General features: G+C 47.8%; 13 protein-coding genes and 3 pseudogenes. 5 read left to right on the forward strand and 11 right to left on the reverse strand.

Features of this window, described 5'->3' with window-relative positions; genetic code table 11:
• Positions 1–210 precede the first annotated feature (210 nt).
• A pseudogene (locus KQP84_RS01515) lies at positions 211–1,793 on the reverse strand (MFS transporter).
• Positions 1,794–2,261: 468 nt separating this feature from the next.
• Between KQP84_RS01515 and KQP84_RS01520 the strand changes: the two are divergent.
• Positions 2,262–3,439, forward strand: a pseudogene (locus KQP84_RS01520) (oligogalacturonate lyase family protein).
• 110 nt (positions 3,440–3,549) lie between these two features.
• Here the strand turns inward: KQP84_RS01520 and mdtI are convergent.
• From mdtI to KQP84_RS01545, 5 genes and pseudogenes are all read right to left on the reverse strand, one after another.
• Complete coding sequence (gene mdtI / locus KQP84_RS01525) at positions 3,550–3,879, reverse strand: multidrug/spermidine efflux SMR transporter subunit MdtI (RefSeq protein ID WP_215844931.1); 330 nt, start codon at positions 3,877–3,879, stop codon at positions 3,550–3,552.
• Entirely contained in the window at positions 3,866–4,216 is a 351-nt protein-coding gene (mdtJ, locus tag KQP84_RS01530) for a multidrug/spermidine efflux SMR transporter subunit MdtJ (protein ID WP_215844932.1), read from the reverse strand. The genes mdtI and mdtJ overlap by 14 nt, the downstream gene beginning before the upstream one ends.
• An 850-nt stretch (positions 4,217–5,066) precedes the next feature.
• On the reverse strand, positions 5,067–5,471 hold the full coding sequence (locus KQP84_RS01535) for a GFA family protein (protein ID WP_215844933.1): 405 nt from the start codon (positions 5,469–5,471) through the stop codon (positions 5,067–5,069).
• Positions 5,472–6,029: 558 nt separating this feature from the next.
• A pseudogene (locus KQP84_RS01540) lies at positions 6,030–6,379 on the reverse strand (cupin domain-containing protein).
• A 138-nt stretch (positions 6,380–6,517) separates the two neighbouring features.
• Positions 6,518–7,048 (reverse strand): TetR/AcrR family transcriptional regulator, encoded by a 531-nt coding sequence (locus tag KQP84_RS01545; RefSeq protein WP_215844934.1) that lies wholly within the window; start codon positions 7,046–7,048, stop codon positions 6,518–6,520.
• Between the two features lie 179 nt (positions 7,049–7,227).
• Between KQP84_RS01545 and KQP84_RS01550 the strand changes: the two genes are divergently transcribed.
• Both KQP84_RS01550 and KQP84_RS01555 read left to right on the forward strand, forming a co-directional pair.
• Complete coding sequence (locus tag KQP84_RS01550) at positions 7,228–7,959, forward strand: SDR family oxidoreductase (RefSeq protein ID WP_215844935.1); 732 nt, start codon at positions 7,228–7,230, stop codon at positions 7,957–7,959.
• 68 nt (positions 7,960–8,027) lie between these two features.
• Positions 8,028–8,873 carry an alpha/beta fold hydrolase gene (locus KQP84_RS01555; RefSeq protein WP_215844936.1) on the forward strand — a complete coding sequence of 282 codons (846 nt, stop codon included), beginning with the start codon at positions 8,028–8,030 and terminating at the stop codon, positions 8,871–8,873.
• A 28-nt stretch (positions 8,874–8,901) separates the two neighbouring features.
• On the opposite strand, the gene KQP84_RS01560 is transcribed toward KQP84_RS01555, so the two are convergent.
• Complete coding sequence (locus KQP84_RS01560) at positions 8,902–9,159, reverse strand: hypothetical protein (protein WP_215844937.1); 258 nt, start codon at positions 9,157–9,159, stop codon at positions 8,902–8,904.
• A 189-nt stretch (positions 9,160–9,348) separates the two neighbouring features.
• Complete coding sequence (locus KQP84_RS01565; protein ID WP_215844938.1) at positions 9,349–9,810, reverse strand: Lrp/AsnC family transcriptional regulator; 462 nt, start codon at positions 9,808–9,810, stop codon at positions 9,349–9,351.
• Between the two features lie 186 nt (positions 9,811–9,996).
• Between KQP84_RS01565 and KQP84_RS01570 the strand changes: the two genes are divergently transcribed.
• Together KQP84_RS01570 and panB are read left to right on the forward strand one after the other, a co-directional pair.
• On the forward strand, positions 9,997–10,611 hold the full coding sequence (locus tag KQP84_RS01570) for a LysE family translocator (protein ID WP_215844939.1): 615 nt from the start codon (positions 9,997–9,999) through the stop codon (positions 10,609–10,611).
• Between the two features lie 9 nt (positions 10,612–10,620).
• Positions 10,621–11,427 carry a 3-methyl-2-oxobutanoate hydroxymethyltransferase gene (gene panB, locus KQP84_RS01575; RefSeq protein ID WP_215844940.1) on the forward strand — a complete coding sequence of 269 codons (807 nt, stop codon included), beginning with the start codon at positions 10,621–10,623 and terminating at the stop codon, positions 11,425–11,427.
• Positions 11,428–11,562: 135 nt separating this feature from the next.
• Here the strand turns inward: panB and KQP84_RS01580 are convergent, their stop codons facing one another.
• From KQP84_RS01580 to KQP84_RS01590, 3 genes are all read right to left on the reverse strand, one after another.
• Positions 11,563–11,919 carry a DMT family transporter gene (locus KQP84_RS01580; protein WP_215844941.1) on the reverse strand — a complete coding sequence of 119 codons (357 nt, stop codon included), beginning with the start codon at positions 11,917–11,919 and terminating at the stop codon, positions 11,563–11,565.
• Positions 11,920–12,027: 108 nt separating this feature from the next.
• A complete protein-coding gene (locus tag KQP84_RS01585) occupies positions 12,028–13,299 on the reverse strand; it encodes a Glu/Leu/Phe/Val family dehydrogenase (protein ID WP_215844986.1) in 1,272 nt (423 codons plus the stop codon).
• A 100-nt stretch (positions 13,300–13,399) separates the two neighbouring features.
• Positions 13,400–14,005 carry a TetR/AcrR family transcriptional regulator gene (locus KQP84_RS01590; protein ID WP_252515102.1) on the reverse strand — a complete coding sequence of 202 codons (606 nt, stop codon included), beginning with the start codon at positions 14,003–14,005 and terminating at the stop codon, positions 13,400–13,402.
• Positions 14,006–14,045: the final 40 nt, after the last annotated feature.

The following is a 14,045-nucleotide window of genomic DNA, read 5'->3' on the forward strand; positions in this document are numbered from 1 at the left end:
TTAGCTTTCCACATCTATGGATAACAGGAAAATCTGCTGCTACCCACGGTAGTTGGGAAATATCACTATGATATTCACCTGTTTTGAGGCAGTTCAGATCGGGCAAAAGGCTCCTTACGGAGCCTCATAGCATAAAGTGTATTAAAAGCGGTTTTGAAAAGAGTGAAATAACTGGCCGGATTCCCGGCCAGAATGGGGATGCAAGCCTGTTTATTGAGAACTTTTGGTGATATTCACAGGCTGTCTGGTATTTATTTGGCCATCATTTGGTGTATCGAATATATTTCGGCACACGGCGCTATTACCCCAACACTGCTCGTAAACGTGTCCCGTAAGCTCTTCGATAACGGCGCGAGCTTCGGGGTCAATTTCACTGATTTTCCCCCTGCTTTTATACGCGACACTTCGTTGAGAACCACCAGATGTGTTTTGCGATTTAACTTCATTTGATAGCTGAAAACCATCGACATAAAAGCAAGGCTGATCACGCCAATGCCAAAGACCATGGCTATCGCCGTGACAGCACTTTCAGGCTGGGTATGGGATTTAGACTGGAAACCGTAAAAACTCAGGATTGCCCCCATTGCGAAGACAATGACCGAACGCATTAACCTTCCTGAGAAGGTCATCGCTCCAGCATAGATGCCCTCACGACGGCGGCCAGTAAATACTTCATCAATATCTGCCAGGAATGTGTAAACCGTCCAGGGAATGTAGTACACACCGCCGGTACCGATACCGAAAATTACCGTGATAGTTAACATGGCTACAGTGACATACTGTTGCGGTAGTTTAAGGAAATGCAGCAGGCTATAACAAATAACGGCGAATACAACAATACAGAGTGCCCAGATATAAGGTTTACTGAAACCGTGCTTTACACAGATACCGATAAAGATCGCTGTAGAGAATAATTGAAGAATGGAATTAAGGCTGTTAAGCCCAGCTACCATGGCGGGATCGTACTGTAATACGAATATTATAAAATAGGTGAAGACAGAGGCAAATAGCCACTCTGCACCAAATCCGCAAAGGTACATTCCTAAGTGCTTACGAAAAACGCGCAGATGAAAGGTCGATTTCATGTCCCGCACCAGCGTTATTGCTGTTTTCGCTAAACCTATTTTCTTCTCTTCGGCTATCGAGGTTTCTTCTACTGGCCGTTCCCACGAATAGAAATAGAGTAACCCAATAGCGATAAACAGAATAACGCCATAGGTTAAAGCGGTAAAAAAGAAGGGCTGCGCAGAGTCTTTGCCGTAGATCAAAATGAACTGGCCCGGAATTAAAGCAGCCAGGAAGTTAGCTATCTTACCGAAAATGGCTTTGTAACCGGTAAGTTTAGAGCGAGCGGAAAAATCGGTCGTCATTTCTGTCGCCAGCGTTTCATACGGCACCATCACCGACGTATAAATCAGCTCGAATAAAACATAAGTAGATAAGTAATACCAAAAACCAAAGCCCTCTATCCACAAGAATGGATAGAACATCATCAGGGGTATGCCGAGTAAAATGAAAAATCGACGTCGGCCAAAACGTTTGCCAAGTCGCGTTTTGCCAAAATTATCAGAAAGATAGCCCATCAAAGGGTTACTTACGGCGTCAATGATGCTTGCGACAGAGAAAATAACTGAAGCCTGTAAAAGCGTCAGCCCACAGAAGGTGGTGTAAAAATACAATAGCCAGATGCCGGCGATAGCCAGAGCCCCGCTACCGAGTAGATTCCCTCCTCCGTAAGCAAGTTGATGTCTGAATAGAATTCTTTTTCTACGTTCATCCTGATACCCACCCAGATAGTATTTGCAATATGAAACACTGTTTCATTTTTATTGATAGAGGGCTTTATATGTCAATCTGTGATCGATAGCTGTGAATGACTTCACATTAAAGAGATTGTTAAACAGTACCTATGGGTTGAATCTTTCGTCATTGATAGCTAAATCATCGACTATTCATGTTCAGAGCGAAGCATATAAGTGAGCTGATCCCGCTCATAACGGTTATTGAGAGAATAATTTCTACAGGAGAGCAGGATTTTAAAAGAAATAACGCCACGAAAATATTGCTTTTGAATCAGTTTTAGGACGGTACAAATAATTATTTGAAATGTGATCGACTCTACATTTTCAAGGGTGATTAGCGTCTCATGGAGCAAATCGTTAATGTATTATTATAAAAATGAAACGATGTTTCAATTTAAATTATGTAAATTATCCTATTTATTTCAGTGAGTTAATGTAAAGCCACTCATGGAGAACATCATGGCCAAGGGTTCAAGCATTCAGTTTAACTTCTCTACATTTAAGGATCCGAAAACCGGCGCCTCTGTTACACGCTTAACGCCTCCCGATGTCCTGTGCCATCGCAATTATTTCTATCAGAAATGTTTTACCAACGAAGGTAATAAAATACTTTTTGCGGGGAGTTTGATAAAAATCGCAACTACTATCTTCTTGATTTAAGTTCGCAAAAAGCCATTCAACTCACAGAAGGGAAAGGTGATAACACTTTTGGCGGCTTCCTTTCACCTGATGATAAGTTCCTCTATTACGTTAAAAACGAACGTAATCTATTACGCGTTAACTTAGATGATTTAAGTGAGGATATTGTTTACCAGGTACCAGATGAATGGGTTGGATACGGTACTTGGGTGGCAAACAGTGAATGTAATAGTTTAGTAGGCATTGAAATCAGCCGTGAAGACTGGAAACCGCTGTCTGACTGGACCATATTTCAGGCGTTTTATCACAGTAATCCACATTGTCGTCTGCTAAAGATTGATCTACTGAGTGGCAAATCGAAGGTAATACATGAGCGAAATGAATGGCTAGGACATCCCATTTATCGGCCGTTTGATGATAATACCGTCGCATTTTGTCATGAAGGACCTCATGACCTTGTTGATGCACGCATGTGGTTAATGGATTCAGAGGGCAATAATGTCCGTAAGGTAAAATCACATGAGTCCGGTGAAAGCTGTACACATGAGTTTTGGGTGCCTGACGGATCGGCGCTGATTTACGTGTCGTATCTTAAAGGTCAGCATGACCGATATGTGCGCCGCTATGATCCGGTCACTCACGAAGATACGTGCTTGATGAAGATGCCTGCATGTTCGCATCTCATGAGCAATGAAAACGGCACAATGCTCGTCGGCGATGGCTCTGGTACTCCTGTGGATGTACAAGATACTACCAGCCATACGATTGAAAATGATCCGTGGTTATATTTATTTGATGTTAAAACACGCCAATATACGCCGCTTGCGGCACATAATAGTTCATGGCGCGTTCTAGATGGCGATCGCCAGGTCACTCATCCTCACCCTTCTTTCTCCCCAGATGATCGTCATGTCCTGTTCACCACAGACTATGAAGGATTACCTGCGTTATACCTGGCAGAAATCCCTGATGCGATGCGTCAAGCTCTCAGAGAATAACAGCGACAATCAGGTTAAGCTCAATCAAACCAATGGCGACGGTCATCACCGTCGCGTTTTGGTAGAGAATAGATGTTATGGATGAGGTACCCGCTGACATCTCTCTGCTATTAAGCGAATTTAATCAACACCATGCCCACTAATAACAATCCCACGCCTAACCAGCCTCGGGAACTCAATCGTTGCCCGAATAAAATCCAGCCAGCGGCGACCGTAGCGACCAATCCGAAACCGCCCCAAAGCGCATAGGCGACAGACAAATCGATGCCTTTTACGGCCTGAGCCAGCGCACTGAACGCGGTCAATACCGCGATAAGTGACAATACACCATACAAAGGGCGGCGAAAGCCATGGGAAAACTTCAGAAAAACATTCGCTATGATCTCTAATCCAATCGCCAAGGCTAACCAGGCAATATGCACCCAATTAAAGGTGGCCATGTTGCACCTCCTTGCGCGCTAGCGTGCCAGATTTAATCAATACAATGCCCGCAACCAGTGTCAGCAATCCGGCGATTTTCATAGCGGATAACGCTTCCTCAAACAGCATTATACTAAACAACGTAATAAACAGAATGCCAACACCTTCCCACATTGCGTATGCCACACCCAGCGCAATGCGCTTAATGGCAAACGACAGGAAAATATAAGAAAGCGCGATCATCACTAACATAAAAATATAGCCTGCACTGCCACCATTAACAGTGGCCCATTTCATTGAAACGGTGCCAATAATTTCCGACGCAATTGCCAGCGCTAATAAAACCCAATAGAACATGATTTCTCTCCTAAATGATAAATAATGGCCAAGCACGCGAAAAAAGGCGCATTAGCCCTGTTAATTTTAAAAAAACAAAAGGAGAGAAAGGAACTACAGTCCGAAACGCCAGTGCTGATCGCAGATCAGGCGGTTTGAGCCAGAGAGAGATAAAGAGAGCTGAGCCATTATTGAAGCGAACATTTTGTCCATAATTTTACAACTTATCCACGTTGTTGCTTTTCGTCAGTGTGGATGAAAAATTGTCCTCTGTCGTTATACACGCGCTTATTCTCGCATATGTGAAATTATATTTTAAGGGACTTTCCTTTTTTTACGTCAGCTCGTTTAATAATCTGCGCGTCGGTTCCCTTCTTCCATTCTAATTAACCAAACTGAATAATAAACATTAAAATTCTAACATTTTTAACATTCAGGCCTGTTAAATAAAATTTTAATAACAAGAAGGCTCAGGCGACGTCAAGTCATGCCACAACACACTACGATCTTTGCTTCATTTTCAGTACTTATCAAGCGCACCAACAGAGTGACGGGGTCAGCCTGACACGATTGATAGGTTGTTATCTTAAGGACAGTTCCCCTATGCTAACCTTGAGCGACGTCATTGAGCCCAGCATTAACCTGAATTTCTGCACTGGCCCTGTTCACCAAACAGGGCCAGTGCAGCAGGTCGCGCAACGTTTCAGCGAAAATCCACAACGCAATATCTTGTATAGGCTGAGGCGTCCTAATAGGCGTTTTTCAAGATATACAGGGCATCACGCCCAAGTTGCAAAAGGCTAAGTAACCCGTTTGTGTCATCATTCAGGTATGACCGAAATCCGCCTTAATGTCGTTTTTTTAGCGAACGTTACTTAGGGACATAAGAGAGATAACCCGCCACACCGCCCTTCCCACCATCTTTAGGATGATTATTCCCATCACTTACAATGACCGATGTAAAGTCAAACGGCGATATTCCTTTAATGCAGGCAACATTGACACCAAATTTTTCAGGATCAGAACGGCTCTGATGAAATGTATAGATACCGCAAACTGAACAGAAATAATGTGCAACTTCTCGACTATTAAAGCGATATTCAGTGAGTTGGTTTCGCCCCTCTGTTACTTCTACGCCTGCGGCATAGACAACCACGGCACCACGCATACGGCAAAAAGAACAGTTGCAGCGCCGGACTGAGTCAAACCCGTCTATCAGTTCCACAGTGAAAGCGACCGCACCACAATGGCACTGAGCAGACATTTTATCTGGCATAGCAATCTCCCGGTGATGTTCGGTGAAATTATTCGAAACGCCATAACAGGGCTTACTTCTGTAGCATTGGCGTTTTAGCTAATAATCTTATGCTGAGTAAGGCAAAAGATACAAACGTTATACTCACGTGTTCACGTTGCAGACGTAGTGTTACTATCTTTTAGCGCCGTATTAATCTTATACTTTTTGTGCTGGCAACTATCTGTATTCAAAGAATTTCTGGTATAAAACATTTTTCGGTCAGAGTTAAAATATGAAAAATCCTCTTTTTTGCCAGAAATAGCATGGGATTTAATAAATCTTAGAAATTATTATATAGCTCATGCCTTATATAGGATTTTTCATAGATACCCGTTTGCACGCCTGTGTCTCTCATCAATATAAACTCAGATGGGCAACTATTGTGAAATCAATCTTCGGCATAATTTTCAGGTAATTTATAAAAAAATAAACCAATGAGAAATAAGATAATCACATGGCATTGAATTATGATGTTAGATCTGTGATACAATCCTGTTTATAAAAAGCCAAATAGCGACTTATAAAAAAGATAATCTCTTAAGATGTGATATCGGGAATGTCGAAGCGATCGCCACGCGTGGTAGGTTGAGAGATAACAATAAACTCAACCGGGTTATTTGAATCGTTTCTGGCCTGATGTTTTGCCTCGGGAGGGATTTCAATTCCCTGCTGGGCTCCGATCGCATGTTTCTCTCCTTCCAGTTCCATTGTCAGGACGCCTTCAAGAACGAAAAAAACTGTCTCGATACAGCGTGATAGTGCCTTTTTTCTTGTGTACCGGCAGGCATTTTCTCATGAATAACGAGCATATCCTGGTGTTTGACCAAATACCATCCGTCGCACTTATCACCCCAAACGTAGTGCTCTGCATTATCCTTAGAAATCATATTCACCTCAATTATGTCGAATTTTTATTTCACAAAATCAGTGTTTGCGCTAAACATCGAAAGCCTGAACGTCCCCGCATTACTAAGAGTCTTTCTTCAACGTTTAACCGAAACAGCAAAATCCTTGTTCTTAAGCGCTTACGCTGGCCAGGCCTGCATAGCAGCCTGAACGACCAAATCGAGTTCGGCGCGTTCTGCACCATCCACCGCAGCAACCGAAAGCCCTTGTAGGACCGTTGCATAAAAGCGGGCGAGCGCAGCCGAATCAACAGTAGGCGGCAGTAATCCCGCCTCCACGTCGCACAATATACGTTGCTCCAGCGCCTCGCGTAGTTCCGCTCTCATCGTGCGCAACTCCGCTGCGATATCCGCGTTTTCTACGCCAACCATGAGCATTCCGCTGGAAATCATACAACCAACCGGTTTGCCCGGCTGCGTCACCGCTTTAACGCCGAACGCCAAAACGTTTTGTACCGCTGAACGGGCAGAAGGCATCGCCGCGATCTCCTCTACGGTTAGATTGCCCGCGGCATAAAGCCGCAGAGCACTTCGATAGAGACCAGCCTTGCTGCCAAATGCATGGTAAAGACTGGGCGGCGCTATGCCGATCGCCTGACACAAATCGGTTATCGACACGCCTTCATAGCCATGCCGCCAGAAGAGATTCAAAGCAATGCTGAGCGCGTCGTCCCGGTCAAACGTGGACTTGCGCCCAGGGGATTTAGAATCAGCTGTGGGAGAGGTATTCGTTGTCATTTGCGCATTATATCTGCTTGACACCTCTGCGCAAGAAAGTATTGTTTATCGATCACTAAACAATAAGGGCGCCTCAGTACCCGCGCCACATTTTGAAAAAGGATGAAGATTTTATGATGAATGATCAGCAGGTTGTGATTATTGGCGGCTCAGAAGGGATTGGTCTTGCCGTCGCTAAAGCCGCCACCGCACTTGGCGCACGCGTGCTAGCCGTCGCAAGGACAAGGGAAAAACTCGAGGCCGCACAAAGAGCTGTGAATGGGCTGGAAATCCAGGTCGCTGACATCAACAACACAGAATCCCTTCAGGGACTCTTTGCTCAGCTCCCTTTTGTCGATCACGTTTATATTGCTGCGGGTAGCACCAAAGTAGGCAGTCCACTTGAAGCTGAAATCGGTGATTTTCGACATAAGTTTGATGAACGTCTTTGGGGCTCCGTTGAGGTGGTGCGTGCTGCGCATGGTCTTATGCGGCCTAGTGGATCATTTACATTTACCGGTGGGCTCTCATCAGACCGCCCCGTCAACGGCGCATGGGTATCTGGCATTGCCACAATGGCAACTGAACAATTGGCGCGCGTGCTGGCGCTGGAACTCGCTCCCCTTCGCTTTAACGCCGTTGCACCCGGTTATACGGACACGCCAATGTGGGACGCTATTTTCCCAGAACTCGGCGTGCGAGTACTCGATGAGGTCGCAAAGAAAAATCCTGTTCCTCGTCTGGTAACTGCTGATGAAGTGGCGCAGGCGGTGTTGCTCCTTATGCAGAACAAAGCCATCACCGGTGAAACCATTCATGTGGATTGCGGAGCCCGCCTGGTCTGATCCCTCTAAAAGCCATCAATGCTTTAAGCCATGCCGATAGATTTCGCTGAATGGAAGGAGAAGACAGCATGAATATTGAGAGTTTCGAACACCGTAGGGTAGTAGCTGGCGACATTAACATTCATGCCGTGATTGGCGGTAGTGGATCGCCACTTGTGCTGATTCACGGTTTTCCGCAAACGTGGTGGGAATGGCGTCACATGATGCCGCAACTTGCTAAACGGCACACTGTCGTGGCCGTTGATCTTCGCGGAGCCGGGCATTCTGAGAAACCTCAGGGCGGATATGACAAGCACAGCATGGCCAGTGATGTTCACGCCGTTATGACAACATTGGGTTTTACGAAATATGCAGTCTGCGGTCATGATATTGGGGCGATGACGGCTTTGGCGCTTGCCCTGACGCAGCGGGATGCCGTTACGCACCTGACCGTGTTGGATGCATCTCAACCTGGCTGGAGCCGTTGGGTGCAAAACTCGCATGAGCAAAAGGTCTGGCATTTCGCCTTCCACATGAAACGTGATTTGCCAGAGTTATTGATACAAGGCCGTGAGCGGGAGTATGTCTCTGCCTTTATCTACGATCGGGCGTTTGATCATGGCGCGCATTCGGTTGATGAAATAGACACATTTGCGCGCGCGCTGGCACAGCCGGGAAACCTGAGAGGCGGTCTGGAATGGTACCGCGCCTTTCCGCGCGATCACGAGAATGCCCTTGTCTGGAAAGAAGAGCGGCTCTCCATTCCTGTGCTGGCGCTTGGGGGCGAGCATTCGTACGGTTCTCTGATTGTGCCAATGCTGGAGGAGTTCGCATCCAACGTGCGCGGTGGCAGCGTTTCAGGCTGCGGCCACTGGCTACCGGAAGAACAACCTGATGAAGTGGCAAAGCAGGTAATGCAGCTTTTGTCCGCGTAATAGAGTGATGGCGCCGAACAGGTCGCCGTCATCCCTTCTTGTCGCCGGTTGCGGCCAGCCGCCAAATTCGCTCCCGAATCACCGTTTTCTCATGTTCATTCGTTTCAGCTTCTATTTCCCCAAACAAACCCCAGATTTCTTCTTCCAGTTTATTGCTCTCCTCATTGGACTTACTGGTTTTATCGACATGCTGAATCGAAAACCCATTACAGGGCATCACGACTACTGCATCATGCTTGATCATCATCACTCCCCTGATGCCGGTCATCGGCCACGCCAGATGCATACACCGTTAATCCCGGACATCATCAGATGTCTCAAGGTTAGTCACCGCAGGGAATCCAACAAGCGTAAGCGCAAAGAATATCTGTGTCTGTTTTTGATATTTATCCATTGAGAAGGTAATGGCTTAATACCAGCCAGGTGAGGTGGAAGAGATGCTCTCTTGATGTTACCTGCCAGTGCTCGGGAACAGTCAATCCTGGCCTAATAACAGCGGGCGATCCTGAATAACTGTCTTCATCACCAACGTGGAAGTTAAACGTTGCACTCCCGCCATACCTGACAGCTTTTCATCATAAAGTTGCTGGAACGCCGGTAAGTCTCGCGTGGTGACGTGTAACAGATAGTCGGGATCGCCAAACAGACGTTGCGCCAGCGTAATCTGCGGTACCTGTTTAACGGCTTCCTCAAAAGCGTTTACAGCTTGCCGGTCGCCATCCCGTAATGTCACGAAGACAAGGGCTGTAAAGTTGTATCCCAGAGCGCCGGGATCAAGCTGCGCATGATATCCCCGTATTACGCCACTTTGCTCCAGCGCTTTAACTCTTCGATGGCAGGGCGACAAGCTGAGCCCTACTCGTTCTGCAAGCTCAGTTATAGATAATCGACCATCACTTTGCAGCGCGGCAAGAATATTGCGATCAATGCGGTCCATTTGGAAAGATCTACCTTTAGCGAAGGTTTTATGCATAAACATTGGAAGCACATTTTAATCAAGTAAGGATATTCTTTCCAGCAACGGTGTTTAGCCATTAGGTAGGGAAATGTTCATCATCACGCTACAAAATAAGCCTCCATTTCATTGCATCATGCGGACGATAAAAATGCATGAGGTGCAGACATGGCGGTAAGTTTATTTGCAGCCTTTTGGGGTGTTTCGATCTTATTTGTTATCACGCCCGGCGCGGATTGGGCCTATGCCATATCGGCGGGAATACGGGGTCGTGTTGTTCTCCCCGCTATTGCCGGATTACTAAGTGGTCACCTGCTCGCAACGCTGATTGTGGCAACGGGCGTCGGCGCACTGGTCACCAACGTGCCGATCATCATGACAGTATTAACATTGGCTGGTGCCGGTTATCTGTTCTGGTTGGGTATCGGCATGATAAAACACCCTTCGGTACCGACATCCAGTGAAACGAAAGAGGTCGGGACAGGGTCGAATTGGGCCTGGAAAGGACTATTTATCAGTGGGTTAAATCCCAAAGTCTTTTTGCTTTTTCTGGCTTTATTGCCGCAATTTACCGATCCGGAGAGCAATTGGTCGCTGTCGCTCCAGATGATCGCTTTGGGAATGGTGCACGTTTTTAACTGCGCGGTAGTCTATTTGATTGTAGCCTGGGGTTCCCGGCGAGTGTTACAGACCCGCCCTAAAGCAGCACAGCGTGTGAGCCAGATTTCCGGCGCCCTGATGATCCTCATCGCGGCGTTTTTAATTACCGAATCGTTCATGTGAGAAAATAAAATGCCCGGTATCACCCTTACGCATCTGCAAAAAATGAAAGTGAGTGGCGAGAAAATCGCCATGCTGACGTGTTATGACGCTACCTTTGCCCATGAGGCCAGCCATGCTGGCGTAGACATGCTGCTTATCGGCGATACCCTCGGCATGATCCTTCAGGGTCATGACAGCACCCTGCCCGTCACGCTTGAAGATATGGTGTACCACACTGCCAGCGTGAAGCGCGGTAACGCCGGAAGTTTTATCATTGCCGATCTCTCTTTCATGACTTATTCCAATCCTGAGCAAGCGCTTTATAGTTCAGGGCAATTGATGCAGGCGGGTGCGCAGATGGTGAAATTAGAAGGCGGAGAATGGTTGTGCGATTCGGTGCGTCAGTTGACGCGCAACGGCGTACCTGTGTGTGCTCACATTGGGCTAACGCCACAATCGGTAAATATGTTCGGTGGATTTAAAGTGCAGGGACGTGGACAACAACAAGCACAAGCATTGATTGATGCCGCCATAAAACTGGAAGCGGCAGGTGCGGCGATGATCTTGGTTGAGGCCGTTCCATCCTCGGTGGGTAAAGCGCTGAGCGAGTCAGTAACAGTCCCTGTGATCGGGATTGGCGCGGGTGTTGATACCGATGGTCAGGTTCTTGTCCTGCACGATATGCTGGGTCTGAGCCAGGGTGGCAAGGTACCTAAGTTTGTGCGCAACTTTATGGTGGGACAGGAAAGCATTCAAGCGGCGCTGAAGAGTTATGTAGCAGCAGTGAAGGAAGGGTCGTTTCCCGCATCTGAACATGCTTATGCAGAACAGGTTTAAGGGATAAGTTCAGTGAGAACTTTAATTCAAAGAGAGCGGCATCGGCATAAAAAGTTATCGTAAAACTTCTCTTGCTTATCTGCGCGATGAGGATCTCACTCTCGCGTCAATGCCAAGTCGTTCAGATAGCGCTAATCAGACATGCCATGAGCTTGGTCTAAAGCGCGAAGCTGGTGCTGCTCGAATAACCTTGGCGTTGCGACAGGCTCTAATGACCTGTCCTGTTTTATCAAAATAGTTGTAATGGCCTACCCCAGTGCGCTCATTCAGAAACAGCGCGGTTCCCGATATGGCGAACGGCGTACCTAACTGCACAATCATAGCTGCGTTCCCGACATCGGTATAGGTCATACCCAGGAACAACAGCGAAAAATGCATCAGGCCAACACTCAGCGCCAGTTTGAGTAGCAGCGGCAGTTGTCTGCGTTTGATCCGGATAAACGGTATCAGTATAAGAACGCAGTGTGGTAAGAAATAAAGTGAACATCTCATTGACGCCCCCTTTGATCACCACGGCATTAAAAGCCCATGCGGCAAGAATGGCGAACACGAGCAGCAGATATCTTAACGGAACAATAAGCATCCAGTTTTAAACGATAATCAGGGATAAAGGCCACGCTCTTTGCGGGCTGTCAAAATACGCTCACAAGCCACAGCATAGGCGGCGGTTCGCAGCGTGACCTTAAGCGATTGCGCTTTTAGCCAGACGGATCCCAGCGCCTGCTCCATGATGTTATCGAGGCGCGCATTGATTTCATCCTCGCTCCAGAAGAAGCTGGAAAAATCCTGTACCCACTCGAAGTAACTTACGGTGACGCCACCCGCGTTACAGATCACATCTGGCACCACCGTAATATCGCGGTCTCGCAGGATGTCATCAGCAGCAGGAAGCGTCGGTCCATTCGCACCTTCAAGCACCAGGCTGCACATGAGCTTTCTGGCACGTTCAGCGGTGATCTGCCCTTCAAGTGCTGCCGGGATCAGAATGTCACAACCCTGCTCCCAAAATGCCTCATTGCTGACGGCAGTTGCACCACGGAAATTAGCGATGCTGCCATGCTGCTTTTGCCACTCAATCAGCGCCGGAATAGCGATGCCGTTGGCGTTAAAGAGCGTAGCGCTGTGATCCTGAACACAGATGACTTTCGCACCCGCTTCAGTAAAAAGCTCAGCAGATACGCTGCCGACGTTGCCGAATCCCTGAACAGCAACACGGCAATTTTCCAGCGGCAAACCCATGCGTAATGCCATTGCTCTGCCCGTCACGAATACCCCGCGGCCAGTCGCTTTTACTCGCCCCAGCGAACCGCCAAGATGAATCGGTTTTCCCGTTACGACGCCGGTTGTGGTTGCCCCAACATTCATCGACCAGGTATCCATCATCCACGCCATGACCTGCGCATTTGTGCCGACATCTGGAGCGGGTATATCCTGCTGCGGACCAATAAGAGAACCGATTTCACTGGTGTATCGGCGCGTCAGCCGCTCCAGTTCTTTAACGGATAATTCGCGTGGATCAACGCGAATGCCGCCTTTAGCACCACCAAAGGGAAGATTGAGCGCCGCGCATTTCACTGTCATCCAGGCGGACAGCGCCATCACTTCTTCCAGATTGACATCAGGGTGATATCGCACGCCGCCTTTCCCCGGACCGCGTGAGAGATTGTGCTGTACGCGGAACCCCTCAAAATGGCGTACGCTGCCATCATCCATTTCCAGTGGTATATCGACAATCAATGCTCGCTTGGGATGCCGCAGCGTATCGGCCCAGCGCGACAGCTCGCCCAGATAAGGCAGTACGCGCTCAACCTGCGACAAATAGGTTGCCCACGGTGAGTTTACTTCGTCAGAAACATAAGAAAGTGAAGCCATCATGCCACCTCTTTGGTGCGATTCAGGGCGCACGAAGCCCTCATCGCCGATGTGATGATAAGAAGAATTTTCAGGAAAATGGCCGCTAACGCGGCCAGGATTATTTCGCTCTATAGGCCTCAACAGAGAAGTTGTTAGCCATTGCGAAACCGCGCAAACCGCCGACCAGCACTGACAACAACTGTGTGCCAACCTGCTTTTCAGTCAGGCCGACGGTGTCCAGCAAATCGAAAATTTCACGCGGGTCAAACAGGATGTTCCAGAGAAACACCGCTTTGTCGCCAATATCCGGCAAATCCATCTCTTTCATGGCTTCGCGCAATGCCGGACGCAGCGCATTCGCCTGCACCAGCAGATATTCAGCACCTTCCCACAAACGCTCGAGGTATCCACGCCGGTTACGCATTGGCACCATTGCTGCACCGCGTTCTCGCACTAATTTGATCCAGTAACGGCTGACATTCTCCAGTTGCTGCAAGCCGCTGCCGGTCTGTTTCTGGCTGAATTCAAGCAATAACAGACCCACATCATGACGGTAGGTATTCAGCACCTCTTCGACCGAGGTGAACTGCCGATACGCGGTCGCCACCGACACGCCAGCTTCAGCTGCGATTTCTGTCATGCTGATCGGCGTTTCCGATCGCTCGAACAGCCTTGCCGCTGCCTGAATCAGGTTTTTACGGTTTCTTTCGGTGTCACTGCGCATGATTTTTCCCGTCATTGTCGATCTCTCTTCCAGTAAAACG

It is taken from the genome of Candidatus Pantoea bituminis, assembly GCF_018842675.1.
GTDB lineage: Bacteria > Pseudomonadota > Gammaproteobacteria > Enterobacterales > Enterobacteriaceae > Pantoea > Pantoea phytostimulans.

What these genes read in the sequence shown, in the direction of transcription:
- mdtI (WP_215844931.1), bottom strand. Translation starts at nt 3,879, where the DNA reads ATGGCCACCTTTAATTGGGTGCATATTGCCTGGTTAGCCTTGGCGATT.
- mdtJ (WP_215844932.1), bottom strand. Translation starts at nt 4,216, where the DNA reads ATGTTCTATTGGGTTTTATTAGCGCTGGCAATTGCGTCGGAAATTATT.
- KQP84_RS01535 (WP_215844933.1), bottom strand. Translation starts at nt 5,471, where the DNA reads ATGCCAGATAAAATGTCTGCTCAGTGCCATTGTGGTGCGGTCGCTTTC.
- KQP84_RS01555 (WP_215844936.1), top strand. Translation starts at nt 8,028, where the DNA reads ATGAATATTGAGAGTTTCGAACACCGTAGGGTAGTAGCTGGCGACATT.
- KQP84_RS01560 (WP_215844937.1), bottom strand. Translation starts at nt 9,159, where the DNA reads ATGCATCTGGCGTGGCCGATGACCGGCATCAGGGGAGTGATGATGATC.
- KQP84_RS01565 (WP_215844938.1), bottom strand. Translation starts at nt 9,810, where the DNA reads ATGGACCGCATTGATCGCAATATTCTTGCCGCGCTGCAAAGTGATGGT.
- KQP84_RS01570 (WP_215844939.1), top strand. Translation starts at nt 9,997, where the DNA reads ATGGCGGTAAGTTTATTTGCAGCCTTTTGGGGTGTTTCGATCTTATTT.
- panB (WP_215844940.1), top strand. Translation starts at nt 10,621, where the DNA reads ATGCCCGGTATCACCCTTACGCATCTGCAAAAAATGAAAGTGAGTGGC.
- KQP84_RS01580 (WP_215844941.1), bottom strand. Translation starts at nt 11,919, where the DNA reads ATGAGATGTTCACTTTATTTCTTACCACACTGCGTTCTTATACTGATA.
- KQP84_RS01585 (WP_215844986.1), bottom strand. Translation starts at nt 13,299, where the DNA reads ATGGCTTCACTTTCTTATGTTTCTGACGAAGTAAACTCACCGTGGGCA.
- KQP84_RS01590 (WP_252515102.1), bottom strand. Translation starts at nt 14,005, where the DNA reads ATGCGCAGTGACACCGAAAGAAACCGTAAAAACCTGATTCAGGCAGCG.